This window comes from Mycobacterium sp. 050272 (genome assembly GCF_039023525.1).
Classification (GTDB): domain Bacteria; phylum Actinomycetota; class Actinomycetes; order Mycobacteriales; family Mycobacteriaceae; genus Mycobacterium.
The window spans coordinates 26,971-52,183 of sequence record NZ_JBCHKV010000013.1 but is presented as its reverse complement, the minus strand read 5'-3'; the positions used below and the strand labels follow the sequence as shown (position 1 = coordinate 52,183).

Below are 25,213 nucleotides of genomic sequence, written 5' to 3'. Positions count from 1 at the left end.
AAGCGCAGCTCACCGCGTGCGCGTCTGCCGTGCGGCGCGCGGGTCGGCCCATATGCTCCCCGGGTGTTTCGCGAGATCCGAGGTCTTGGCAGGTTGGCCGCGGCGGTGGGGCTGATGTGGCTGGCAGCCACCCCGCTGGCGCCCCGCGGGGCCGCCGCGGCGGCGCTGCCCCGGCCCGCGCACATCGTCATCGTGGTGGAAGAGAACCGTTCTGAAGGTCACATCATCGGCAGCCCACAGAATCCGTTCATCAACGCGCTGGCCTCCCACGGCGCCAACATGACGGCGTCGTTCGCCGAAACCCACCCCAGCGAGCCGAACTATTTGGCGATGTTCGCCGGCAACACCTTCGGTCTGACCAAGGACTCGTGCCCGATCAACGCCGGCAACGCCCCCAACCTGGGCTCTGAATTACTCGGTGCCGGTTACACATTCGTCGGTTATGCCGAAGACCTGCCCGCGGCCGGCTCGCCGGTATGCAGCGCGGGCAAGTACGCGCGCAAGCACGTGCCGTGGGCCAATTTCACCAATGTGCCGCCGGCGAGTTCCATGCCGTTCTCCGCGTTCCCGCAGGGGAACTACGCCAGCCTGCCGACGGTGTCGTTCGTCATTCCCAACAACGACGACAACATGCACGACGGCTCGATCGCGCAGGGCGACGCCTGGCTGAACCGGCAGATGTCCGGGTACGCCAACTGGGCCGTGGCCAACAACAGCCTGCTGATCGTGACCTGGGACGAAGACGACGGCGGCAAGAACAACCAGATCCCGACCATCATCTACGGCGCGCACGTCCAGCCGGGCAGCTACCCCGAGCAGATGAGCCACTACAACCTGCTGTCCACCATCGAGCAGATGTACGGATTGCCCAAGACGGGCAACGCGGCCAACGCTCCCGCGATCGCCAGCATTTGGGCGGGATAGCCGTCCCCAGCCCGGACCGGACCGGGCTCATCGGGCGGCCGTCGCTATTGTGTGCCGCATGGCTGCTGACCTCGTACCCATCCGTCTGAGCCTGTCCGACGGTGACCGCTACACCGTCTGGGCACCGCGCTGGCGCGACGCAGGCGACGAGTGGGAGGCGTTCCTGGGCAACGAAGACGACCTGTACGTCTTCGAGGCCGTTGCCGATCTCGTCGCGTTCGTGCGGTCCGGCGCCGAGAACGACCTGACCGATCACCCGGGGTGGAAAGACCTGACCACCGCCCACGCGCACGATTTCGAGCCCGCCGAAGCCAAACAGTTCGACCTGATCGCGGTCGAGGAACTGGTGGCCGAGAAGCCGACCGAGGAATCGGTGACCGCGCTGGCCGGCGCTTTGGCGATCGTGTCGTCAATCGGGTCGGTGTGCGAGCTGCCGGCCGTGTCGAAGTTCTTCAACGGCAACCCCAGCCTGGGCACGGTGTCCGGCGGCATCGACCACTTCACCGGGCGGGCGGGCGCCAAACGCTGGGACGCGATCGGCGAGGTCATCGGGCGCAGCTGGGACGACGTGCTCAAGGCCATCGAGGCCATCACCAGCACCCCCGAGGTCGACGAGGCGGCGGTGCAGAAGGCCGCCGAAGAGTTGGACGAGGAGCGCGAAGAACCCGAAGACGAGGAGTCGGACGCCGAGGAAGCCGACGACGACGAGGACGAAGCCGACGACGAGTCCTCGGACGAGGACACCCTGGACGACGAGGACGAAGACGAGGAAGAGGAGGATCGCGCGCCCGGCGACACCGTCGTCCTCGGCAGTGACGAGGACTTCTGGATGCAGGTCGGCATCGACCCGGTCCGCATCATGACGAGTTCGGGCACGTTCTACACGCTGCGGTGCTACCTCGACGACCAGCCGATCTTCCTGGGCCGCAACGGACGCATCAGCGTGTTCACCTCCGAGCGGAGCCTGGCTCGCTACCTCGCCGACGAGCACGACCACGACCTGTCCGATCTGAGCACCTACGACGACATCCGGACCGCCGCGACGGACGGATCACTGGCGGTGGAGGTCAGCGACGAGAACATCTACGTGCTCAGCGGGCTGGCCGACGACTTCGCCGACGGCCCCGATGCCGTCGATCGTGAGCAACTCGACCTGGCCGTCGAACTGCTCCGCGATATCGGCGACTACTCCGAGGAAAGCACCGTCGACAAGGCCCTGGAAACCGGCAAGCCGCTGGGCAAGCTGGTGGCCTATGTGCTCGAGCCCGGCTCGGTGAGCAAACCCGCGCCGCCGTATTCGGCGGCGGTGCGGGAATGGGAAGAACTGGAGAAGTTCATCGATTCCCGGCTCAGGCGTGAATAGCGTTCGTTTGACGGGTGTCCGAGTGTCCTCTTTACTTGCGGGTGTCGCTTCCCGTGATCGGACCGCTGCCCCTCTACGGATTTCAGCGTCCGGCCCTGCTGTTGTTCGGGCTGATCCCGCTGGTCTTGTTGGCCGTCTATGTCGTCGTTGCGGCCCGGCAGCGGCGGCGCCTGCGCCGCTACACCGAGGCGCAGGTGCCGCAATCGATATGGCGGCACCTGCCGATAGCGGTGTCGCTGCTGAGCCTGGCGCTGTTGACGATCGCGCTGGGCACCCCGACGCACGACATGAAGATCCCGCGCAACCGCGCCGTCGTGATGCTGGTGATCGACATGTCGCAGTCCATGCGGGCGACCGACGTCGAACCCAGCCGGCTGCGGGCCGCCGAGGAAGCCGCCAGTAAGTTCGCCGCCGCGCTGACCCCGGGCATCAATCTCGGGCTCGTCGGCTTCGCGGGAACGCCGTACCTGCTGGTGCCGCCGACCCCGCAGCACCAGGCGACCATCGATGCCCTGCCGAAGCTGCAATTCGGCGACGGCACGGCAACCGGTGAAGCCATCTACACCGCCTTGCATGCGATCGAGGCGACGAACACGACCGGCGGGGACACTCCGCCGCCGGCCCGGATCGTGCTGCTGTCCGACGGCGGGGAGAACAGACCGACCGATCCCAGTGATCCGCACGACGGTGTCTACACGGCCTCGCGGCTGGCCAAGGATCAGGGCGTGCCCATCTCGACGATCTCGTTCGGCACCAAGAGCGGCAGCATCAGCCTGGACGGCGTGCAGGTGAACGTACCGGTCTCGACGGACCAGATGAAGAAGGTCGCGCAGCTGGCCGGCGGGCAGGCCTACACCGCGTCCAACCTCGACGAGCTCACCAAGGACTACCAAGCCATCCAGCAGGAGATCGGGTATCGCACGGTGCCCGGGCCGGGAGGTTCCGGATGGCTGCGCCTCGGGGTGCTCACCGCGTTGGTCGCCACGGTGTTGGCGCTGCTGATCAACCGGCGCCTGCCTACTTAGCGCGTCAGGCGGGCAGCCTGCGGTTGAGGAACAGGCCGGCCAGCACCGCCCCGGCCAGCACCACCGAACCGAGCAGCAGCCAGGCCAGGCTCGCATCGCCCTTGACGGTCTCGTAGCCGATCTGACGCTGCAGCGTCCCGTAAACCTCCTTCAGGGACTGCAGGCTGTCGGCGTGGAACGCCTGGCCGTCGGTGATCTTGCAGATCTCCTGCAGGGTCTGGTCGTCGACCGGAACCGGAATCGTCGCGCCCTGATAGACGACGGTGCCGTCGGGGGTGCCGAACGAGATCGTCGAGATCTGTACGCCCTCGGCCTTGGCCGCGCGGGCCGCGGTGAACGCGCCCTGCGGGGCGTTGGGATCCAGCGGTACGTTCTCGGCGCCGTCGGACTCCAGCACGATGCGCGCCGGGGGCGGGCCGTCGCCGCCGCCCATCACCGCACCCACCGTCGCGATCGCCTGTAACGCGGTGAAAATGCCTTCTCCGGTGGCGGTTTTCGGCGCCGGTTGCAGGCCGTCGATCGCCGCCTTGACGGCACCGCGGTTGGTCGTCGGCGACACCAGCAGGGTGGCGTTGGCCGCGAACGCCACCAGCCCGAGGTTGATCGCCGGCGTCAGCTCGTCGGCGAATTGCTTACCGGCCTCTTGCGCGGCGGCCAGCCGGTTGGGAGCCACGTCGGTGGAGGCCATCGACTCCGAGACGTCGATGACCAACATCACCACCGCGCGGTTGAGCGGAATGCGGACATCGGTCGTCGGCCCGGCCATTGCCGTCGTCAGCAGCACCAGCGACACCGCGAGCAGGATCGTCGGGATGTGGCGCCACCGGGACAGCCGTGCGGGCGCGACGCGCTCCAGCACCTCCATGTTGGCGAACCGCAGCACCCGCCGGCGCCGGGCGAATTGCTGGACGACATAGAGCCCGATCACCAGCAGCACGGCCAGCAGTGCCAGGAAGAACCATCCGTGCTGAAAGCCCGTGAGCGACACCGGACCCAGCAGAGGCAACTTCATGCCACGTCACACTACGTGGCGCCGCAGCGACACGGTTCAGCCAGCGACCAGGTCGCGGCGCGCAGTGAATTTGATGTCGAGGCTGCGCAGGTGGGTCTGCAGCCCGGCGTCCTGCACGGGAATCAGGTGGGCGGGCTGATCGGTCTCGTTGAAGTGGGCGTGCCACATGCCCGGCGGAGTGGTGAACGCGCCACCGGCCTGCCAGTCCACCCGGATCGGGTCGACGATGTCGCCGCGCTCGTCGAGGCGCGTGCCGAGCAACGAGTAGCAGCCGCTGGGCGGAGCATCGAGAATGAGATCCAATGCGACAGACTGGTGCCGGTGCGGGCGCTGCTCCTGGTTGGGCGGCAGCACGCCGAACATTGCCCACAGGACGTGGGTGATGGTCAGCGTCTGCTCCTGGTTCTCGTTGGCCAGCAGCACGCTCACCCGGCTCTTGTCGTTGGCGCCGGGACGCGACGCGATCTCGTCCAGCTTGGTCACGGCGTCCGTGCGGCAGAACTTGGTCGCGGCGAACCGCGGCTCGCGGGCTTCGGCGCCCAGGTAGCGCAGCAGCGGCTCATCGTGCACCCAATACATGGCCGCCTCCGAGTCGGCGTAGAAGACCGAGCGGGCACCGGCGGGCAGCGTCAGAAAGTCACCCTTCTCCCACTTGACCAGCTGGCCGTTCACGGCGGCGAAGCCGTGCCCGAACAACACGTAGTACAGCTGCGAGGTGGCGTTGGGGCTGGTGTCGATCTGCTCGCCGGCGCGGATGCGCAGGAAGTTGGCCAGCAGCGCGGGACTGGTCGCCGCACCGCTGATGCCCAGGTCCGCGGACAGATCCAGCGGCACGATTCCGGTCGGCTCGTCCATGTAGACCTCTGGTCCGAACTGGGTAACCGGAACCTGCGGCGCATACCCGGAGCCGATCGGATTGGCGGCCTTGGAGTACTCGAAGTAGCGGGCTTCATCGGCCCAGTCGGCGAAACGGCCCTCAAACCCGTACTCGGCCACGTTGGTCATCGGGGCGGGAATCGTCGGGTCCAAGTTCACGGGCATCGCGCATCTCCTTCATGCTCAAGCACATCTTGTGTTTGAATCGTATCTATCTTGTATCTCAGTGTCAACCGCAGTGTCGTGTACGGTATGGACACCCTGAGATACGACTGAGCTACAAGGGGGCGCCGTGGCAGCAACCGCCAAGGACCGCGCGCTGGAGTACGTCAAGACCCAGGTGCTCACCGGAGCGTTTCCCGGTGGCGAACTGATCAGCGAGGGTGACGTCGCGACCGCGCTGGGCATGTCGCGGACGCCGGTGCGCGAGGCTTTTCTGCGCATGGAGGCCGAGGGCCTGCTGCGGCTGTATCCGCAACGCGGGGCGCTCGTCGTGCCTGTCTCCCCCGACGAGGTTCGCTCGGTGATCGAGGCCCGGCTGCTGCTCGAGCAGTACGCCGCGCGGAAAGTAGTCGGACGTGGGTCCGCCGCGTGTGCCGCCGTGTTCGAGCGGTTGACGGCCGAGCTGCAACGGCAGCGCGATACCGCGGCGGCGGGCGACTGGCGGGCATTCCTGGACTCCGACCGCGCCTTCCACGCCATCACCCTCGAAGAGTCGGGCAACGCGATTCTGTCCGGCTTCTACTCCTCGCTGCGCGACCGGCAGATGCGGATGATCGGCGAATCGGCATTGCGCGAACAAGATCGGGTCGCAACGATCATGCGCGAGCACCTCGCGATCGCCGAGGCACTGCGCGACGGCGATCTGCCACGAGCGCAGCAGGCCGTGCAGACCCACCTGGTCAGCACCGTGCGCGCCATGGGTCTGGCCGTCGACTCGTCGTCGATCTGACGCACGGCCGACACGGACTTATACACACGTCCAAAACCTTCCGAAGCCGAATTCCGCGTGCTAGAAATCCCTACAAGGGGGTCGACCTCTTCGGGCGGGGGTTTCAACCAAAACGCTTCGCCGTTTTTACTGGTCCGTCCGAAAGGCAACGACGCCATGGACTTTGGATTGCTGATGCCGGAAATCAACTCCGCTCGCATGTACTCCGGACCTGGGTCCGGCCCGTTGCTGGCCGCCGCGGCGGCCTGGGGCGAACTCGCCGCTCAGCTGGAATCGGCTGCCAGCGGCTACTTTTCGGAAGTCTCGGGCTTGACCGGGCAGACGTGGTTCGGCCCGTCGTCGATGCGGATGGCCGCCGCCGCCGCACCCTATGTGGGCTGGCTGCAGGCGGCCGCCGCGCAGGCCGCCCAGACCTCGGCTCAGGCGTACGCGGCGGCTGCGGCCTACGAGGCGGCCTTCGCGATGACGGTGCCGCCGCCGGTGATCGCGGCCAACCGAGCCCAGCTGATGGCGCTGGTCGCGACGAACTTCTTCGGGCAGAACACCCCGGCGATCGCGGCCACCGAGGCCCAGTACATGCAGATGTGGGTCCAAGACGCCACCGCCATGTACACCTACGCCGCCGACGCGACGACCGCGAGCACCCTGACGTCCTACGACGAGCCGCCGCAGACCACCAACCAGGCCGGCCAGGCCGATCAGGGCCGCGCGATGGCCCAAAGCGCGGGCAATCTCACCAGTGCCCGCACCCAATCCCTGGTGCAGCAGGTTTCGACCAACACCACCGGGCCCGGTGGCATCGACTACACCCCGGTCGGCGACGCCGATCCGCCGATCCCGCCCGGAACCTCGGCCAACGTGCCGCCGCTGAGCATCATCTCCGTCGGGACCAACTCGCACATGATCGTCGACGCCGGGTCGGTCACGATGGCACCCACCGGCGCGGCCGGCTTCTTCGAAGTCACTGCCCAGAGCGGTTCGACCATCACCCTCAACCCTGGCAGCGTCTTTACCGCCGGCGCCTTGCAGTGGGTGGACGCGACCACCGGCGCCAACGTGAGTGGCGTCGTGAACGTCGGGATCGGCGAAACCGTCACCCTTACCCCCAAATTCGCCATCGGGGCCTTCGGCTTCCTCAACGCGGGCTCGGCCACCCTCGGTCCGGGAACCGGCATCATCACCGTGAACGACACCGCCGTCGGATTCGCCGGCCTGTCCGGCGCGACCCTCACCAATGCCGCGGGCTCGGTCTCCTACAGCGCTGTCCCGGCACCCGCATTGGCCTCCGCACCCGGCCTGGCCGGAACCGCCGGAATTCAGCCCCAATTCAACGCCGACGGGCTCGCCGATTGGGGGCGCCGCCTGGTTGCCCCCGTGGAAGAAGCTGCCGCGGCGGCCACTTTGGGGTAAGCACGAACCATGAAGCGCTGCATCGTAGCGGGACTGGCCGCCGTGCTGACGGCCGCGGGACTCGTCACCGTGGCTCCGCCGGCCAGCGCCGGCTGCCAGTACGGCGGACCCATCATCAGCAAGTGCGACGGGCCGATCCAGCCCGACGGCACCTGGCAGCGTTGCGTGGTGACGAAGAATTTCGTGGCCAACGGCGCCAGTTCCTTCTTCGTGCCCGAACGGACCTGCAATGTGATGGGCCCCGGGGGTCTCGACCCGCACATCGACGACTGAGCTTTGTCGGAGCCCTTCACTATACTCGAACACATGTTCGAAGCATCGGACTTGCTTACCCGCATTACCGACTCAGCACGGGCGGAAGCCCAGGCCGCGGCGGCTCGCCTGCTCGCGATCGGCGACCTGTACCGGCTGCGGTTGGCCCAGCACGGCGAGCGCGCGCAGTGGGCGGCCGACACCAGCGACGCGGTGGCCGCCGAAGTCGCAGCCGCGCTTGGCACCAGCGTGGCGATGGGCCATAGCAACCTGCGCTATGCCCGCGCGATGCGGGAACGGCTGCCGGGGGTCGCCGCCGCCTTTCGCGCCGGGGACATCGACTTTCGGCTGTTTCGCACCATCGTCTTTCGCACTGACCTGATCGTCGACGCCCAGGCCCTCGCCGCCGTGGATGGCCAACTGGCCGTCAAAGCACCGCGCTGGCCGTCGATGACCAGCTGGAAGCTCGCGACGGAGGTCGATCGCGTCGTCGCCAAAGTGGACCGCGACGCGGTGCGCCGATCGCGCGAGTACGCGGAGGACCGCTATTTCAAGGTCACCGCGATGGAAGCGGGCACGGCGTTGATCAACGGCACAGTTTTCGCGACGACGGGCCAAGCGCTCGATCGCCGGCTCGACGAACTCGCCATGACGGTGTGCGCCGACGATCCACGCACGATCGAGCAGCTGCGCGCCGACGCGTTGGGCGCATTGGCGGCAGGTCAGGACCGACTGCCGTGCGGATGCGCTCGCGCCGACTGCCCGGCCGGTCCGGCGCCTCGGCAGCCCAATTCCGTCGTGATTCACGTGGTCGCCGACCGCGCCACCGTGGACGGGTCCGGTGCGGCTCCGGGATTTCTCTACGGCGACGGCATCATCCCCGCCGAGATTGTCCGTGAGTTGACGAAAACGTCTAAACTACAACCGATTACGACACAGGTTGCACCGGAGTCGGGTTATCTTCCGTCTCGGGCGCTGGCGGATTTTGTGCGGGCTCGCGACCTCACCTGCCGGGCGCCAGGCTGCGACCGGCCCGCTACCGAATGCGATATCGACCACACCGTGCCGCATGGCGAGGGCGGTGCCACCCACCCGGCGAACCTCAAATGCCTGTGCCGAAAACATCACCTGCTCAAGACTTTCTGGGGCTGGCGCGACCAGCAACTGCCCGACGGCACCATCATCTGGTCCCTGCCCGACGGACAGACCCGCGTCACCACGCCCGGTAGCGCCCTGCTCTTTCCTGCCCTGTGCGCAGGCGTGGATCCGCCACCGAGCGTTGCGATGCCGGACACGCAGTGCGACAACCGCGAAGCGATGATGCCGCTGCGGACCCACACCCGAGCGCAGAACCGCGCCGCTCGCATCGCCACCGAACGCCAGCACAACCGGGCCGCCCGTCAAGCCCGCAAAAAGCGTTGGGAATACGTCCGCGTCGCGCCGCCGGACGACGACGAACCGCCGCCGTTCTAGCCGATCAGCACCGCGTACCGCGGCTTGATCACCTCGTCGATCAGCGCGAGCCGCTCGTCGAAGGCAATGAACGCCGACTTCATCGCATTGATGGTGAACCGCTCGAGGTCGCTCCACCCGTAGCCGAAAGCCTCTACCAGCCGGTGCATTTCGAGACTCATCGTGGTGTCACTCATCAGCCTGTTGTCGGTGTTGACGGTCACCCGGAACCGGGCTCTGGCCAGCAGATCGAACGGGTGGTCGGCGATGCTCTTGACCGCGCCGGTCTGCACGTTCGAACTCGGGCACAGCTCCAGCGGAATTCGCTTGTCGCGCAGGATCGATGCCAGCCTGCCCAACTCGACACCGCCGCCCTCGACGACTTCGATATCGTCGACGATGCGCACGCCATGGCCCAGCCGGTCAGCTCCGCAGAAGGCTATCGCCTCGTGAATGGACGGCAGTCCGAACGCCTCACCGGCATGAATTGTGAAGCGCGCGTTGTGGTCTCGCATATATTCGAACGCGTCCAGGTGCCGCGTCGGCGGATAGCCGGCCTCGGCACCGGCGATGTCGAAGCCGACAACTCCCTTGTCCCGGAAGCGAATTGCCAACTCGGCGATCTCTCTCGACATCGCGGCGTGGCGCATCGCGGTCACCAGCAGACGCATCACGATCGGACGGCCCGCCGCGGCCGCGGCCTTCTCGCCGGCGGCGAAGCCCTCCAGCACGGCATCGACGATCTCGTCGAAGGACAGCCCGCGATTGATGTGTAGCTCTGGCGCGAAACGAATCTCGGCGTACACCACGGAGTCGGCAGCCAGGTCCTCCACACACTCGTAGCCGACCCGGAACAACGCCTCGGGCGTCTGCATCACGGCCACGGTGTGCGAGAACGGCTCCAGGTAGCGCTCCAGTGAACCGCTGTGCGACCGAGTGCGAAACCAGGTCGCCAGCTCGTCGGCGTCGGTGGCGGGCAGCTCGTCGTAGCCGATCTGGCCGGCGATGTCCAGCACGGTCGACGGGCGCAGTCCCCCGTCGAGGTGATCGTGCAGCAGCGCCTTCGGCGCCTGCTGGATCTGCCGCAATTCCAGTGGGGCGCTCACGAGGTGATCCCGATGATCAGCGGTCGCGGCGGCGGTGCCGTGTCACCCACGCTCCAGCCGCGGTCCAGCTCGGCCAGCGCGGCGCCGAAGCGCTCGGGGGTGTCGGTGTACAGCGTGAACAACGGCTCCCCGGCGGCAACCGGCTGCCCGGGACGCCGATGGATCCGGACGCCGGCGCCGGGCTGCACCTGCCCACCCGGGCGGGATCGGCCCGCGCCGAGTCGCCAAGCTGCCAGTCCCACTGCCATAGCGTCGATGTTTCCCATTGTGCCGCTCCGCGGCGCGATCACGGTCTCGCAATGCGAACCGATTGGCAACGGCACGGACAAGTCGCCGCCCTGGGCCGCGACCAACCGGCCGAACCGGTCCATCGCGGTGCCGTCGCGCAGGGTCTGGGCCGGATCGCGGCCGTCGATCCCGGCCAGCTCCAGCATCTCGACGGCCAGCCGGATCGTCAGCTCGACGACATCGGGTGGGCCGCCACCGGCCAGCACCTCGAGCGCCTCGGCGACCTCGAGCGCATTGCCGACCGTGGCACCCAGTGGGCCGTCCATATCGGTCAGCACCGCCCGCGTGGGCACACCGTGGGCCGCGCCCAGCCCAACCATGGTTTCGGCCAGTTCGCGGCATTGCGCCTCCGAAGACAAGAACGCGCCACCACCGACCTTCACGTCGAGCACCAGCGCGCCGATGCCCTCGGCCAGTTTCTTGCTCATGATCGAGCTGGCGATCAACGGCAAGGAGTCGACCGTGGCGGTGATGTCGCGCAGCGCGTAGATCTTCTTGTCGGCGGGCGCCAGCTCACCGGCGCCGAAGATCGCCGCCCCGATATCGCAGAGTTGTTGATGCACTTGACTTTTGGATATCGACGCGCTGAACCCCGGGATGGATTCCAGCTTGTCCAGGGTGCCACCGGTATGGCCGAGCCCCCGGCCGGAGACTTTGGGCACCGCACCACCGCAGGCGGCAACGACGGGCACCAACACCAGCGTGGTCTTGTCGCCGACCCCGCCGGTCGAATGCTTGTCCACGGTGGCCAGCGGTTTACCGCCGGACCGCAGATCGCTGAAATCCAGCCGGTCGCCCGACGCCAGCATCGCCGCTGTCCACCTGACGATCTCGCCATGGTCCATGCCACGCCAGAAGATCGCCATCAACAGCGCCGCCATCTGCTCCTCGGCAACGCGACCGTCGGTATAGGCCGCCACGACCCAGTCGATCGCGGCATCGGACAACCGGCCCCCGTCACGTTTGGTTCTGATGACCGTGGGCGCGTCGAATGCGAAGTCGGTCAAGGACGTTCCCGGGTGAGATCGTCGACATCGAACGGATCGGGCAGTAGCTCTTCGAGCCGGCGGGGGCCGGCCGGATGCGCGACCAGCAGGTCGCGTCCGCCGTGCTCCAGCAGGAGCTGGCGGCAGCGCCCGCACGGCATCAACAGCGCTGCCTGTGAGTCAACGCACACCAGGGCAACCAACCGGCCGCCACCGGTCGTATGCAGGGCGGACACCACGCCGCATTCGGCACACAGACCAAGGCCATATGAGACATTCTCCACATTGCAGCCGGTGACCACGCGACCGTCGTCGACCAACGCCGCCGCACCCACCGGGAACTGCGAATACGGGGCGTAAGCGCCTACAGCTGCCTGTATTGCTTTGTCCCGCAGCATATTCCAATCAATATCAGGCATACCGCAACCCCAATCGCCGATCGGCCGAGTCGAGAAAGCCACCCTAACCCTGGCACGGAAACGCCGTTGACGAACGATGTTGGCTGGTTCCGGACCCATCGTTGCCGGGCTAAGCTCGATTTTCTGGCTTTAGTTTCGCGGATGACATAAGGACCGGTTTGAGCACTGAGACCACAGAGCCATCACGCAAGCGGCGGCCACCACGCACCCTGTATCGGGGAGATCCGGGGATGTGGTCGTGGGTGCTGCATCGCATCACCGGCGCGACGATCTTCTTCTTCCTGTTCGTGCACGTCCTGGATACCGCCCTGGTCCGGGTGAGCCCGCAGACCTACAACGAAGTGGTCGCGACCTACAAGACGCCGATCGTCGGCCTGATGGAGTTCGGCTTGGTCGCCGCGGTGGGATTCCACGCACTCAACGGGATCCGCATCATCTTGATCGACTTCTGGGCCGAGGGTCCCCGCCACCAGAAGACGATGCTGTGGGTCGTCGCCGTCGTCTACCTGTTGGTCATGGTGCCCGCGGCAGTGGCCATCGGCGTCCACATGATGGAGCACTTCCGATGAGCAGCCCCGACCTTCAGCTCGGCCGCGGCGAGGTAGCGCCGGTCCTGCAGCGCAGCCACGATCGCCCGCCCAGCCTGGACAACCCGCGCTCACCGCGGCGGCGGTCCGGCATCCCCAACTTCGAGAAATTCGCCTGGCTGTTCATGCGGTTCTCCGGCGTCGCGCTGGTGTTCCTGGCGATCGGGCACCTGTTCATCATGCTGATGTGGGACAACGGCGTGTACCGCATCGACTTCAACTACGTGGCGCAGCGCTGGGCGTCGCCGTTCTGGCAATTCTGGGACCTGTCGCTGCTGTGGCTGGCGCAGTTGCACGGCGGTAACGGCCTGCGCACCATCATCGACGACTACAGCCGCAAGAACAGCACCCGGTTTTGGCTGAACAGCCTGCTGCTGTTGTCGATGGGATTCACGTTGGTGCTGGGTACCTACGTGTTGATGACGTTCAACCCCGATGTCGGAGGCTAACCCGTGATCCAGCAACACCGATACGACGTGGTGATCGTCGGCGCGGGCGGTGCCGGGATGCGGGCGGCCGTCGAGGCCGGCCCCCAGGTGCGCACCGCGGTGCTGACCAAGCTCTACCCGACCCGTAGTCACACCGGCGCCGCCCAGGGCGGCATGTGCGCGGCGCTGGCCAACGTCGAGGACGACAACTGGGAGTGGCACACCTTCGACACCGTCAAGGGCGGTGACTACCTCGCGGACCAGGATGCCGTCGAGATCATGTGCAAGGAAGCCATCGACGCGGTGCTCGACCTGGAGAAGATGGGGATGCCGTTCAACCGCACCCCCGAGGGCCGGATCGACCAGCGCCGCTTCGGCGGCCACACCCGCGATCACGGCAAGGCCCCGGTACGCCGGGCCTGCTACGCCGCGGACCGCACCGGCCACATGATCCTGCAGACGCTCTACCAAAACTGTGTCAAGCACGACGTGCAGTTCTTCAACGAGTTCTACGCGCTCGACCTGGTGCTCACCCAGACGCCCAGCGGCCCGGTGGCCACCGGCGTCGTCGCCTATGAGCTGGCCACCGGTCGCATCCACGTCTTCCACGCCAAGGCCGTCGTGCTCGCGACCGGCGGCTCCGGTCGCATGTACAAGACCACCTCCAACGCGCACACGCTGACCGGCGACGGTATCGGCATCGTGTTCCGCAAGGGACTTCCGTTGGAGGACATGGAATTTCACCAGTTCCACCCGACCGGCCTGGCCGGGTTGGGCATCCTGATCTCGGAGGCCGTGCGCGGCGAGGGTGGCCGGCTGCTCAACGGCGAGGGCGAGCGCTTCATGGAGCGCTACGCCCCGACGATCGTCGACCTGGCGCCCCGCGACATCGTGGCCCGCTCGATGGTTTTGGAGGTCCTGGAGGGCCGCGGCGCCGGGCCGCACAAGGATTACGTGTACATCGACGTCCGCCACCTCGGCGAAGACGTGCTGGAATCCAAGCTGCCCGACATCACCGAGTTCGCCCGCACCTACCTGGGCGTCGACCCCGTGCACGAGCTCGTGCCGGTCTACCCCACCTGTCACTACGTGATGGGCGGTATCCCGACCACGGTCTCCGGACAAGTGTTGCGGGACAACACATCCACCGTCCCCGGACTGTACGCGGCCGGTGAGTGCGCGTGCGTCTCCGTGCACGGCGCCAATCGGCTGGGCACCAACTCGCTGCTCGACATCAACGTCTTCGGCCGCCGCGCCGGCATCGCCGCGGCCAGCTACGCCCGGGGCCACGACTTCGTCGACATGCCGCCCAATCCCGAGGCCATGGTCCTCGGCTGGGTGGCCGACATCCTCAGCGAGCACGGCAACGAACGCGTCGCCGACATCCGTGGCGCGCTGCAACAGACGATGGACAACAACGCCGCGGTGTTCCGCACCGAGGAAACACTCAAGCAGGCGCTCACCGACATCCACGCGCTCAAGGAGCGCTACTCGCGAATCAGCGTGCACGACAAGGGAAAACGTTTCAACAGCGACTTACTGGAAGCCATCGAGCTGGGGTTCTTGCTGGAGCTGGCCGAAGTCACCGTCGTCGGCGCGTTGAACCGCAAGGAGTCCCGCGGCGGGCATGCCCGCGAGGACTATCCGAATCGGGACGACGTCAACTACATGCGCCACACGATGGCTTATAAGCAGGGCAGCGAGCTGTTGAGCGACATCGCGCTCGACTTCAAGCCCGTCGTGCAGACGCGCTACGAACCCAAGGAGCGGAAGTACTGATGTCCGTCGAAGCACCCGACGCACCACAGGCCTTGCCCGGAGAACCACCCCTGCCCGCGGTTCCGGACGGCGCGGTGATGGTGACTCTCAAGATCGCCCGGTTCAATCCCGACGATCCTGATGCGTTCGCGAAAACCGGTGGCTGGCAAAGCTTTCGGGTGCCGTGTCTGCCCAGCGACCGGCTACTCAACCTGCTGATCTACATCAAGGGCTACCTGGACGGCACGCTGACCTTCCGGCGATCCTGCGCCCACGGCGTCTGCGGATCCGACGCGATGCGGATCAACGGCGTGAACCGGCTGGCCTGCAAGGTGCTGATGCGCGACCTGCTGCCCAAAAAGCCGGGCAAGTCCCTGACGATCACGGTCGAGCCGATCCGTGGTCTGCCGGTGGAGAAGGACCTGGTCGTCGACATGGAACCGTTCTTCGACGCCTACCGGGCGGTGAAGCCGTACCTGATCACCAGCGGCAACCCGCCGACCCGCGAGCGCATCCAAAGCCCGACCGACCGCGCCCGCTACGACGACACCACCAAATGCATCCTGTGCGCGTGCTGCACCACCAGCTGCCCGGTGTTCTGGAGCGAGGGCACCTACTTCGGCCCGGCGGCGATCGTCAACGCGCACCGGTTCATCTTCGACAGCCGCGACGAGGCCGCCGCTGAGCGCCTCGACATCCTCAACGAGGTCGACGGTGTGTGGCGCTGCCGCACCACGTTCAACTGCACGGAGTCCTGCCCGCGCGGAATTCAGGTCACCAAGGCGATCCAAGAGGTCAAGCGCGCGCTGATGTTCTCACGCTGAGCCCGGCGGTGTGGCACTCGGCGACCAGGTCGTCGACCACCGCCCGCCACGCCGCCTCGTCGATGCAGAGCCGGCTGGCAGTCAGCACCACGCGGTCGGGTTCGCCCGGCAGCAGCGAGACGGCGAACAACCGGCCGGTGTGCATATCGAAACTGGCCAAATGCCGCGCAATGACGTCGGTGACGCTGCCGCCGGGTGGTTCCACGCCCCACGCCCAGCCGCCGCCCGGTCGGGTCATCCAGATCTTCAATTTCGACTCGAACACGGTGCCCAGGTCGGGGTGAGCAGCGAAAACCGCGTCGACCGCGGCCCGGACGCGGGCCTGGTCCAGCCGCGGTTCGGCGACCAGCACCTCGCTGTGGGTGGCCGGCTCGATGTCTTCGAGTCGGGGCGGCTCGTCGAAATAGCAGTAAGTCATCACCACACACTTGCCGGGGATCCTTATCGGATTCTTGGTAAATTCTTGGGATCAAGATCGCCTGCGTCGGTCACACTTGCCGAAGCTGCGTCGTCTGAGGGGTATGACACAGAAAACACGCCTCGAGCCCCTAACACCCAAGCGCGCCGGCCTGATGACCCGCGCCATGTACCGGATCGCCAAGCGGCGCTACGGCCAGGTGCCCGAACCATTCGCGGTGGCCGCACATCATCGCCGGCTGATGGTCGCCGGCGCCGTGCACGAAACCCTGGTCGAGCGGGCGTCCCGCACGCTCCCGGTCAGTGTGCGTGAGCTCGCCGTGTACTGGACCGCGCGCGCGATCGGATGCTCGTGGTGCGTCGACTTCGGGTCCATGCTGCAGCGGCTGGACGGCCTGGACATCAAGCGGCTCAGGGAGATCGACGAGTACGCCACTTCGGCGGCGTTCACCGATGACGAGCGCGCCGCGATCGCGTACGCCGACGCGATGACCACCGATCCGCACACCGTCACCGACGAGCAGGTGGCCGACCTGCGGGCGCGGTTCGGCGACGCCGGGGTGATCGAGCTGACCTATCAGATCGGCTTGGAGAACATGCGGGCGCGGATGAACTCGGCGCTGGGCATCACCGAGCAGGGCTTCAATTCCGGTGATAGTTGCCGCGTTCCGTGGGCGACCGACGGCGCAGCGGGGATCCGGTGAACTTCTCGGGGTTGGCGACATCCCATAGGGCACAAACCTTTCCGTCGCGCACCGTCATCGCCATGATCCGGGGCATCATCTCGCGATAGCCGTCGCCGGCGGGCCCGCCCGCGGTGTAGCCGCCGAGTTCGCCATTGACCAACCCGAGCTGATACGTCGTGAACATCGCCGGGCCGTAGCGGTTGGCCAGGCCGAAGAAGAATCGGGCCACCTTCTCCGCCCCGTGGATGACGTTGATCGCGGTGGGCGCCTTGCCGTTCGCATCGCCGGTCAATGTCACGTCCGGATGCAGCAGCGCCACCACCGCTTCCAGGTCGCCGGAGGCCATCGCGGCCATCAGCTTGCCGACCACCTCGTTGTGCGATGGATCGGGTTTCGGCGGCGGCTGACTCGCGACGGCCTTGCGGGCCCGCGAGGCGAGCTGGCGGGCGGCCGGCTCGTTGGTTCCCAGCACGTCAGCCACCTCGGCGAACGGCATCGAGAACCCGTCGTGCAACACAAAGGCGACCCGCTGATCCGGGGACAGCCGCTCCAGCACCACCATCGCCGCGAATCGCGCGTCCTCACCCGCCACCACGACAGACAGCGGATCGGTGCCTTGGGAATCTCCGAAGCCGGTCACCACCGGCTCGGGCAGCCAGTTGCCGGTGTAGGTCTCGCGCCGGTGGGCGGCCGACCGCAACCGATCCAGTGCGAGCCGACTCACCACGGTGGTCAGCCAGGCGCGCAGGTCGGTGATCGTCCCGTCTTGTCTGTCCCAGCGCAGCCACGCTTCCTGGACGATGTCTTCCGCGTCGGCCACGGTGCCCGTCACCCGGTACGCAACCGCCATCAGGTGGGGGCGCAGCGCTTCGAAATCGGTGACCTGCGTTGCGGTCATGACCCGAGCCTATGCGCATCCCGACCACATCCGTGCGCGCGCTGGCTACCGGCGGCCCCCGATCCGGTCGCTACATCACCGGCACCATGTTGACCGTGGACGCCGGAGTACTGCTGAAGTGATCGGCGGCCGTGGCGTTACGCTCACGGGCACGATGACTGACAATCTTTGGCTGCACTTCGCTCGTCACGGCGCAGACATCACCGCGCCGATCATCACCCGCGGTGAGGGCGTCATGATCTACGACGACCGCGGCAAGAGCTATCTGGACGGGCTGTCCGGGCTGTTCACCGTGCAGGTCGGTCACGGCCGCACCGAACTGGCCGAGGTCGCGGCCGCGCAGGCGAGCACGCTGGCGTTCTTTCCGTTGTGGGGGTACGCGACCCCGCCCGCGATCGAGCTGTCCGAGCGCCTGGCCCACTATGCCCCCGGCGATCTGAACCGGGTGTTCTTCACCACCGGCGGCACCGAGGCCGTCGAGACCGCGTGGAAAGTGGCCAAGCAGTATTTCAAGCTCACCGGCAAACCCGGTAAGCACAAGGTGATTTCGCGCGCGATCGCCTACCACGGCACCACTCAGGGAGCGCTGGCGATCACCGGGCTGCCGCGGTTCAAGGCGCCGTTCGAACCGGTCACGCCGGGCGGCTTCCGGGTGCCCAACACCAACTTCTACCGGGCGCCCGAACCCTTTCGCACCGACCCAAAAGCCTTCGGGCAGTGGGCCGCCGACCGGGTCGCCGAGGCGATCGAGTTCGAGGGGCCCGACACCGTGGCCGCGGTGTTCCTCGAACCGGTGCAGAACGCAGGCGGCAGCATCCCTGCTCCCCCAGGCTATTTCGAGCGGGTCCGGGAGATCTGCGACGAATACGACGTGCTGCTGGTCTCCGACGAGGTGATCTGCGCGTTCGGCCGGATCGGCTCCATGTTCGCCTGTGACGACGTCGGCTATGTGCCCGACATGATCACCTGCGCCAAGGGCATGACGTCGGGCTACTCCCCGATCGGCGCGATGATCGCCAGCGAGCGGTTGTTCGAGCCGTTCAACGACGGCGAGACGATGTTCCCGCACGGGTATACCTTTGGCGGCCATCCGGTTTCGGCGGCCGTCGGCCTGGCCAACCTGGACATCTTCGAGCGCGAAGGCATCAACGACCACGTCAAAGCCAACGCGCCTGCCTTGCGCGCCACCCTGGAGAAGCTGTACGACCTGCCGATCGTGGGCGACGTACGCGGCGAGGGTTTCTTCTACGGCGTCGAGCTGGTCAAGGACAAGGCGACCAAACAGACCTTTACCGACACCGAACGCCGGACGCTGCTGGGGCAGGTGTCCAAGTCGCTGTTCGAGGCCGGATTGTATTGCCGCACCGACGATCGCGGCGATTCCGTCGTACAGTTGGCACCGCCGCTGATCAGCGGTCAGGCCGAATTCGACACGATCGAATCGATCCTGCGGGGCGTGCTCAGCGAGGCGTGGAAGCGGTTCTAGACCCGGCGAAGCCGGGGCGCAGAGGCCGCGAGCTCAACGATCCAGCGCGGCTCTGGCGGTGCCGGTGGCCATCACCAGCTGGCGGGCGTGCGCCGCGCTCGGGTTGCTCACGAACCGCGACAGCGAATTGCACAGCCAGGCCAGCGCCGACCGCGCCTCGGCATCGTCGGCGGCGTCGCGATGCATCTCCAACTCGGCCAACACCTGGTCAAGTCCCGTCCGCCGTACCTGGGTCGACTTCTCCACCTGTTTGAACAGCTGCTCCAGCGATCGCGGCGAGCCGCCGGATCCGTTGGTGCCGTCGCGGCGCCACCACTTCGACCACAATCGCTCGCTTGAAATGGCGCACCCTTTTCGACGTCGACGGCTGTTGGCTCCTGTCAGCGTAGTGGGTTGTCGGTGCCTGCGCCGCACGGATGAACTTGTCACATCAGCCTCAGCAGTCACAGCGCGGCTCCCGGCAATCGGGCGCCCGATCGCCTAGTCTGCACTCCAATGCCCCGCTCAATAGCTCGCCTACGTTCTGCATCCTGCCTGGTCGCGGCGGTTTTCATGACCGCAGCCCCGGCCGCTTTGGGCATGCCCACCGCGCTCGCGGAGCCGAGCCCCGGGGCCAACGCCGGGGCGCCCAGCTGCCCGTACAGGGTGAACACTCCACCCGCGGTGGACTCGTCGGAGGTGCCGCAGGCCGGCGATCCGCCGATTCCGCTGGCGGTGCCCGCCAAGCCGGTGGGCGGCGAGGCTCTGTCCGGTTGCGGCATCGTCACCGCGCCCGACACCCCGGCGCTGCCGACCGACGTCTCCGCCGACGCCTGGCTGGTCGCGGATCTGGACAGCGGCGCGGTAATCGCGGCCAAGGATCCGCATGGCCGCCACCGCCCGGCCAGCATCATCAAGGTGCTGGTCGCGATGGCCTCCCTGAACACGCTGCCGCTTAACAAGTCGGTGACCGGAACGGCCGACGACGCCGCTGCCGAAGGCACCAAGGTCGGCGTGGACGACGGCGGCGTCTACACCGTCAACCAGCTGCTGCACGGGCTGTTGATGCACTCCGGCAACGACGCGGCACACGCGCTGGCCATGCAGCTGGGCGGAATGCAGCAGGCGGTGGAGAAGATCAACGTGCTGGCCGCCAAACTCGGCGGCCAGGACACTCGGGTGGCGACACCGTCGGGACTGGACGGACCGGGCATGAGCACCTCGGCCTACGACATCGGCCTGTTCTACCGATACGCCTGGCAGAACCCGACTTTCGCCGACATCGTCGCGACGAAGACCTTCGACTTCCCCGGTCACGGCGACCACCCGGGCTACGAGCTGGAAAACGACAACCAGCTGCTCTACAAATATCCGGGCGCGCTCGGCGGCAAGACCGGCTACACCGACGATGCCGGCCAGACGTTCGTCGGCGCGGCAAACCACGACGGCCGACGGCTGGTGGCGATCTTGATGCACGGCACCCGGCAGCCGATCGCGCCCTGGGAGCAGGCGGCGCATTTGCTCGACTACGGCTTCGCCACGACGCAGGGCACCCAGGTCGGCGCCCTGATCGCACCCGACCCGTCGCTGGCGCCCAAACAAGACCCCGCCGCGGACCGGCCCGGGGCCGGATCCCAGGCGGCGGGGCTATTGCCCTCGGCCGACGCGTTGCCGGTACGGGTCGGCGTCGGCATCATCGGCGCAATCGTGGTGTTCTCGCTGATTATGGTCGCGCGCTCGATGAATCGCCGCGCCATATAACGATTAGCTGAACTCCTGCAATGCCGCAGCACCTCGGCGGTAGCGTTTAGCTCGCTAACGCAACGAAACATTCGGGGTAAAGATGATTTCGGCTACCGGAGTCGTGACGCGAATGTCGTTGCCGCGAACGATCGCCCGCTTTGCGGTGCTGATCGTCCTGTTATGGGTGGCGCTGACCGCCGTTGTGAATCTCGCTATCCCGCAGCTGGAAGTGGTCGGCAAAGCACACTCGGTATCGCTGAGCCCGAAAGACGCGGCCGCGGTGCAGGCGATCAAGCACGTGGGTCAGGTATTCCACGAGTTTGAGTCCAACAGCTCGGTGACGATTGTGCTGGAATCCGACAAGCCACTCGATAACGGAGCGCACAGCTTCTACGCCGAGATGATGCACAAGCTTTCGGCCGATACCCAGCACGTCGCGCACATCCAGGACTTCTGGAGTGACCCGCTGACGGCGGGGGGATCACAAAGCGCGGACGATAAAGCCGCCTATGTCGTCGTGTTCCTCGTCGGCAACAACGAAACGCAAGCATACAACTCGGTTCACGCCGTCCGGCATATCGTCAACAGCACGCCGGCGCCGCGCGGGGTCAAGGCATATATCACGGGTCCGTACGCACTAATCGCCGACCAAACCGAGGCCGGCAACAAGAGCGTCGCCAAGGTCACCCTGATCACCAGCCTGGTGATCGCAGCGATGTTGCTGTTGATCTACCGGTCCGTCGTGACCATGGTCATCGTCCTCGTCTTGGTCGGGATCGAGCTGGGGGCGATCCGCGGGGTCGTCGCCTTTCTCGCCTACCACAACGCTTTTGGTCTTTCGACGTTCGCGACAAACCTGGTTACCCTGCTGGCCATCGCCGCCAGCACGGACTACGCGATATTCATGCTTGGCCGCTACCACGAGGCGCGCTACGCCGGCGAAGATCGGGAAACCGCCTTCTACACCATGTTTCACGGGACCGCACATGTGATTCTCGGCTCGGGCTTGACCATCGCCGGCGCCATGTATTGCCTGAGCCTCGCCCGGCTTCCGTATTTCAAGACGCTCGGCGCTCCCTGTGCCATCGGCATGTTGATCGCGGTCCTCGCCGCGCTCACGCTCGGACCGGCGGTGCTGACCGTCGCCAGCTTCTTCAAGCTGTTGGACCCCAAACGACGACCGAACACTCGGCGATGGCGCCGGGTGGGTACCGCGGTCGTTCGCTGGCCCGGCCCGGTACTGGCGGCGACGTGCGCCGTGGCGTCCGTTGGCTTGCTGGCCCTGCCGAATTACAAGACGACTTACGATTTGCGCAAATTCATGTCCGCCAGCATGCCGTCGAATGTCGGCGACGCGGCCGCGGGCCGGCACTTCTCACAGGGCCGGCTGACCCCCGAGGTGCTGTTGATCGAATCCGATCACGACATGCGCGATCCGGTGGACACGCTGGTGTTGGACAAGGTGGCAAAAGCCATCTTTCACAGCCCCGGAATCGCACAGGTGAAATCGGTAACCCGACCCCTCGGCAGATCCATCGACCATACGTCGATTCCGTTCATCCTCAGCATGCGCGACGTGATGAACGCCGAAAACATGGAATTCACGAAGGGCCGCGTGGACGACATGGTGGTCCAGGAACACGCGATGGATGTATCGATCGACGCGATGCATCATATGTACGACCTGATGGGTCAGCTTGTCGCCAATACCGTCGACATGGATCACCTGACGCGCGACATATCTGGCATCACGGATGATTTACGAGATCACTTCGCCAACTTCGACGATTTCTTTCGGCCGATTCGCAACTATTTCTACTGGGAAAAGCACTGCTTCGATATCCCCATCTGCTGGGCGATCAGATCCGTATTCGAGCTGGCCGACAACGTGGATCAGCTGAGCGAAAAATTGCAGGGCCTCGCCGAAGACATGGACGTGCTGACCGTTCTATTGCCGCAGATGCGCGCGCAGCTGCTGCCGATGATTTCCACGATGACGACGATGCGGGACATGCTGGCGGCCTGGCACAGCACGCTGGCGTCGTTGAACGCAGAGCAGCAGATGAACAGCAAAGACCCGGGCGCGATGGGCCGGGTCTTCGACGCCGCCCAAGTCGACGATTCGTTCTACCTGCCCCAGTCGGCCTTCGACACCCCCGCCTTCAAGCGGGTGCTGAGCACGTTCTTGTCGCCCGATGGCAAGGCGGCCCGTTTCATCATCGCGCTGGACGGGGATCCCGCGACGCCCGAAGGCATCGCCCGCGTCGAGCCGATCCAGCAGGCGGCCAAAGAGGCGATCAAGGGAACCCCACTGCAGGGCGCCGCGATCTCGATGGGCGGTGTCGCCGCGACTTTCAAGGACCTCCAAGAGGGCGCCTTCTACGACTTCCTGATCGCCGTGGTGGCCGCGATCAGTCTCATTTTGATCATCATGATGATCGTGACCCGCAGCCTGATCGCCGCCGCCGTGATCGTCGGGACGGTACTGCTTTCGCTCGGCTCCTCCTTCGGCCTGTCCGTGCTCCTGTGGCAAGACCTACTCGGCATCGATCTGTACTGGCTGGTGTTGGCGATGTCGGTGATGCTGCTGCTGGCCGTCGGATCGGACTACAACCTGCTACTCATCTCCCGACTCAAAGAGGAGATCGGCGCCGGGCTCAATACCGGAATCATCCGCGCGATGGCCGGCACCGGAGGCGTCGTGACCGCCGCCGGGATGGTGTTCGCCGTGACCATGTCGCTATTCGTATTCAGCGATCTGCTCATCATCGGCCAAATCGGCACCACCATCGGCCTCGGCATACTGTTCGACACCCTGATCGTGCGCTCGTTCATGACGCCATCGATCGCCGCCCTGCTCGGCCGCTGGTTCTGGTGGCCACAACAAGTACGCCCGCGCCCAGCCAGCCAGCTGCTCAGATCGTCCGGACCGCGGCGGTTGGTGCGGGCCCTACTGCTGCCCTAGGCCGCGGGGGCGCACCCAAGGACGCAACGGCGGCCGCGACGGCCAGGATCAGGACGACGGCCACCGGCCAGATCGTGGATTGGTCCTGCGCGATGCCGCCGAGAGCGCCGCCCAGCGCCATGGTTTCGATGGCGAGCAGCATCGAGCAAAATGCGATCAGCGGCGCCCGGTGGGGTTCGGCGGCGACCACGCCGATCCAGGAAATCGCCCCGGCGAAGACGGCCAGGGCGGCCACGGCCGCCAGGAAGAACACCGTGCCGTAGGCCCAGATGTGGGTCCACTGGCCGCACGACTGGGCCACGATGGACAGCATCCCCGCGGCGGCACTGAGCAGGGCACTGCCCAGCATCATCCCGCGCACCCCGAACAGCTGGTAGATCTTGCGCCACAGCGCGGAACCGACGACCAGTCCGATGGTGGACAAGAACACCAACACCCGCAGGCTGCCGCTGTGGTGCGCGGTCCGCAGGGCATAGAAGGTGGTGCCCAGGGTGACCGGGGCGAACAACAGGCACGTGATCACATACCGGCGAAACCACGGCTGGGTGCGGGCGAGGCCGAAGCCCTGCCGGTAGGTGTCGCGCACGGAGACCCTCGGGGTGATCGATGTGGACCGTACCGGGCCGACGAACAGTGCCGCGAAGCCGGCGGCGGCCAGTCCGAATGCGCCCAGACACAGCAGATCGCGGTGCAACACCGCCTTGTCGCCGGTGGCCAGCCCCGGCACGAAGAACAGTGCGGCAACGGTGGCCACCACCGAGGCGATGGTCCCCTGGATCATCAGCAACTTCAACGCCGACAGGCTGCTGGAGGTCATGTCGGGGTAGGCGGCATTGGAAACCGCAACGATGATTCCGCCCCCGGCGCTGGTCAGCAGAAATACCGCCGCCGTGATCGCGCCATTCCAACGGATCACCGCGTCACACAAGATCAGCGCGCCCACGCTCGCCGCCATCGCCGCCAGCAGCAGGTGCCGCACCTGGCCCACCCGCCGCAGCACCGCCGGCGACACCGAATTTCCCACGATGGAGCCGAGGCCGTACGCCGGAAACAGCAGCGCGGCCAGCCAGGTGAGGCCCAGGTGTGCGCAGATGAAGGGCAGCACCACGGCGCCATTGCTGAACTGCATGCCGGCCGTATAGAACGCGCCCTGCGACGGAACCCGCGGGAATGGGTTCGTGTGGGCTGAAACCTCTGCCGGTAATGCGGCCATGCCGTCGACATTATGGGCTCTGAGCAGGCAGAACTATCCACCGATCGGACAAGACCGGACGAAGTGCATGTCCCCCGGTTAGGGGAAGCGGCCCATTGAATCATCGAGCCATATAACGATTGCCTGAAAGACTCGATGCTTTAGCGCATTGACGGTAGCGTAAG

The 25,213-nt window shown here is 66.4% G+C and carries 23 protein-coding genes and 1 pseudogene; 15 read left to right on the top strand and 9 right to left on the bottom strand.

What is annotated here, in order from left to right:
* The first annotated feature begins 114 nt into the window (after positions 1 to 114).
* From AAHS21_RS22140 to AAHS21_RS22130, 3 genes are read left to right on the top strand one after another with little or no spacing between them, the layout of a single operon-like run.
* A complete protein-coding gene (locus tag AAHS21_RS22140) occupies positions 115 to 924 on the top strand; it encodes an alkaline phosphatase family protein (RefSeq protein ID WP_342929801.1) in 810 nt (269 codons plus the stop codon).
* 58 nt (positions 925 to 982) lie between these two features.
* Positions 983 to 2,287 carry a primosomal protein gene (locus AAHS21_RS22135; protein WP_342929696.1) on the top strand — a complete coding sequence of 435 codons (1,305 nt, stop codon included), beginning with the start codon at positions 983 to 985 and terminating at the stop codon, positions 2,285 to 2,287.
* 41 nt (positions 2,288 to 2,328) lie between these two features.
* A complete protein-coding gene (locus AAHS21_RS22130; protein ID WP_342929695.1) occupies positions 2,329 to 3,312 on the top strand; it encodes a VWA domain-containing protein in 984 nt (327 codons plus the stop codon).
* A 4-nt stretch (positions 3,313 to 3,316) separates the two neighbouring features.
* Here the strand turns inward: AAHS21_RS22130 and AAHS21_RS22125 are convergent, their stop codons facing one another.
* Complete coding sequence (locus AAHS21_RS22125; protein WP_342929694.1) at positions 3,317 to 4,324, bottom strand: VWA domain-containing protein; 1,008 nt, start codon at positions 4,322 to 4,324, stop codon at positions 3,317 to 3,319.
* A gap of 36 nt (positions 4,325 to 4,360) precedes the next feature.
* Positions 4,361 to 5,365 carry a cupin gene (locus AAHS21_RS22120; RefSeq protein ID WP_342929693.1) on the bottom strand — a complete coding sequence of 335 codons (1,005 nt, stop codon included), beginning with the start codon at positions 5,363 to 5,365 and terminating at the stop codon, positions 4,361 to 4,363.
* A 127-nt stretch (positions 5,366 to 5,492) separates the two neighbouring features.
* Between AAHS21_RS22120 and AAHS21_RS22115 the strand changes: the two genes are divergently transcribed.
* From AAHS21_RS22115 to AAHS21_RS22100, 4 genes are all read left to right on the top strand, one after another.
* Positions 5,493 to 6,152: a GntR family transcriptional regulator gene (locus tag AAHS21_RS22115; RefSeq protein ID WP_342929692.1), complete on the top strand. Its 660-nt coding sequence runs from the start codon at positions 5,493 to 5,495 to the stop codon at positions 6,150 to 6,152.
* A 156-nt stretch (positions 6,153 to 6,308) separates the two neighbouring features.
* Positions 6,309 to 7,562 (top strand): PPE family protein, encoded by a 1,254-nt coding sequence (locus tag AAHS21_RS22110; protein ID WP_342929691.1) that lies wholly within the window; start codon positions 6,309 to 6,311, stop codon positions 7,560 to 7,562.
* 9 nt (positions 7,563 to 7,571) lie between these two features.
* A complete protein-coding gene (locus tag AAHS21_RS22105) occupies positions 7,572 to 7,835 on the top strand; it encodes a hypothetical protein (protein WP_342929690.1) in 264 nt (87 codons plus the stop codon).
* 33 nt (positions 7,836 to 7,868) lie between these two features.
* Positions 7,869 to 9,287, top strand: coding sequence for an HNH endonuclease signature motif containing protein (locus tag AAHS21_RS22100; protein ID WP_342929689.1), 1,419 nt, complete (start codon positions 7,869 to 7,871; stop codon positions 9,285 to 9,287).
* Here AAHS21_RS22100 and AAHS21_RS22095 read toward each other — a convergent pair.
* From AAHS21_RS22095 to AAHS21_RS22085, 3 genes are read right to left on the bottom strand one after another with little or no spacing between them, the layout of a single operon-like run.
* Positions 9,284 to 10,372, bottom strand: coding sequence for an adenosine deaminase (locus AAHS21_RS22095; RefSeq protein ID WP_342929688.1), 1,089 nt, complete (start codon positions 10,370 to 10,372; stop codon positions 9,284 to 9,286). The two genes, AAHS21_RS22100 and AAHS21_RS22095, sit on opposite strands and share 4 nt — an antisense overlap.
* Entirely contained in the window at positions 10,369 to 11,667 is a 1,299-nt protein-coding gene (locus tag AAHS21_RS22090; RefSeq protein ID WP_342929687.1) for a thymidine phosphorylase, read from the bottom strand. The genes AAHS21_RS22095 and AAHS21_RS22090 overlap by 4 nt, the downstream gene beginning before the upstream one ends.
* Positions 11,664 to 12,065, bottom strand: a complete 402-nt coding sequence (locus tag AAHS21_RS22085) for a cytidine deaminase (RefSeq protein ID WP_342929686.1) — start codon at positions 12,063 to 12,065, stop codon at positions 11,664 to 11,666. Before AAHS21_RS22085 ends, AAHS21_RS22090 begins: the two co-directional genes overlap by 4 nt.
* A gap of 230 nt (positions 12,066 to 12,295) precedes the next feature.
* On the opposite strand from AAHS21_RS22085, the gene sdhC reads away from it, so the two are divergent.
* The 4 genes from sdhC to AAHS21_RS22065 are packed head-to-tail and all read left to right on the top strand — an operon-like array spanning position 12,296 to position 15,662.
* Entirely contained in the window at positions 12,296 to 12,634 is a 339-nt protein-coding gene (gene sdhC / locus AAHS21_RS22080; RefSeq protein WP_342929800.1) for a succinate dehydrogenase, cytochrome b556 subunit, read from the top strand.
* Positions 12,631 to 13,101 (top strand): succinate dehydrogenase hydrophobic membrane anchor subunit, encoded by a 471-nt coding sequence (locus tag AAHS21_RS22075; RefSeq protein WP_096285111.1) that lies wholly within the window; start codon positions 12,631 to 12,633, stop codon positions 13,099 to 13,101. Before sdhC ends, AAHS21_RS22075 begins: the two co-directional genes overlap by 4 nt.
* Positions 13,102 to 13,104: 3 nt before the next feature.
* Positions 13,105 to 14,859 carry a succinate dehydrogenase flavoprotein subunit gene (gene sdhA, locus AAHS21_RS22070; protein WP_342929685.1) on the top strand — a complete coding sequence of 585 codons (1,755 nt, stop codon included), beginning with the start codon at positions 13,105 to 13,107 and terminating at the stop codon, positions 14,857 to 14,859.
* Positions 14,859 to 15,662, top strand: a complete 804-nt coding sequence (locus AAHS21_RS22065) for a succinate dehydrogenase iron-sulfur subunit (protein ID WP_342929684.1) — start codon at positions 14,859 to 14,861, stop codon at positions 15,660 to 15,662. The genes sdhA and AAHS21_RS22065 overlap by 1 nt, the downstream gene beginning before the upstream one ends.
* Here the strand turns inward: AAHS21_RS22065 and AAHS21_RS22060 are convergent.
* Entirely contained in the window at positions 15,634 to 16,080 is a 447-nt protein-coding gene (locus tag AAHS21_RS22060; RefSeq protein WP_342929683.1) for a hypothetical protein, read from the bottom strand. The genes AAHS21_RS22065 and AAHS21_RS22060 overlap by 29 nt on opposite strands.
* A gap of 70 nt (positions 16,081 to 16,150) precedes the next feature.
* Between AAHS21_RS22060 and AAHS21_RS22055 the strand changes: the two are divergent.
* Positions 16,151 to 16,783: pseudogene (locus AAHS21_RS22055) on the top strand (carboxymuconolactone decarboxylase family protein); the annotation flags it as partial.
* On the opposite strand, the gene AAHS21_RS22050 reads toward AAHS21_RS22055, so the two are convergent.
* A complete protein-coding gene (locus AAHS21_RS22050) occupies positions 16,722 to 17,663 on the bottom strand; it encodes a sigma-70 family RNA polymerase sigma factor (RefSeq protein ID WP_342929682.1) in 942 nt (313 codons plus the stop codon). The pseudogene AAHS21_RS22055 and the gene AAHS21_RS22050 overlap by 62 nt on opposite strands.
* A gap of 154 nt (positions 17,664 to 17,817) precedes the next feature.
* Between AAHS21_RS22050 and AAHS21_RS22045 the strand changes: the two genes are divergently transcribed.
* Positions 17,818 to 19,149, top strand: a complete 1,332-nt coding sequence (locus tag AAHS21_RS22045; protein ID WP_342929681.1) for an aspartate aminotransferase family protein — start codon at positions 17,818 to 17,820, stop codon at positions 19,147 to 19,149.
* A 33-nt stretch (positions 19,150 to 19,182) separates the two neighbouring features.
* Here AAHS21_RS22045 and AAHS21_RS22040 read toward each other — a convergent pair whose 3' ends face one another.
* Positions 19,183 to 19,416 (bottom strand): hypothetical protein, encoded by a 234-nt coding sequence (locus tag AAHS21_RS22040; RefSeq protein ID WP_342929799.1) that lies wholly within the window; start codon positions 19,414 to 19,416, stop codon positions 19,183 to 19,185.
* 240 nt (positions 19,417 to 19,656) lie between these two features.
* Here AAHS21_RS22040 and AAHS21_RS22035 point away from each other — a divergent pair, with 240 nt between their 5' ends.
* A complete protein-coding gene (locus AAHS21_RS22035) occupies positions 19,657 to 20,889 on the top strand; it encodes a D-alanyl-D-alanine carboxypeptidase family protein (RefSeq protein ID WP_342929798.1) in 1,233 nt (410 codons plus the stop codon).
* Positions 20,890 to 21,001: 112 nt separating this feature from the next.
* The gene (locus AAHS21_RS22030) at positions 21,002 to 23,836 is read left to right on the top strand and encodes an MMPL family transporter (RefSeq protein ID WP_342929680.1); all 2,835 of its coding nucleotides are present in this window, start codon (positions 21,002 to 21,004) and stop codon (positions 23,834 to 23,836) included.
* On the opposite strand, the gene AAHS21_RS22025 is transcribed toward AAHS21_RS22030, so the two are convergent.
* A complete protein-coding gene (locus tag AAHS21_RS22025; RefSeq protein ID WP_342929679.1) occupies positions 23,787 to 25,049 on the bottom strand; it encodes an MFS transporter in 1,263 nt (420 codons plus the stop codon). The genes AAHS21_RS22030 and AAHS21_RS22025 overlap by 50 nt on opposite strands.
* Between the last annotated feature and the right edge of the window lie 164 nt (positions 25,050 to 25,213).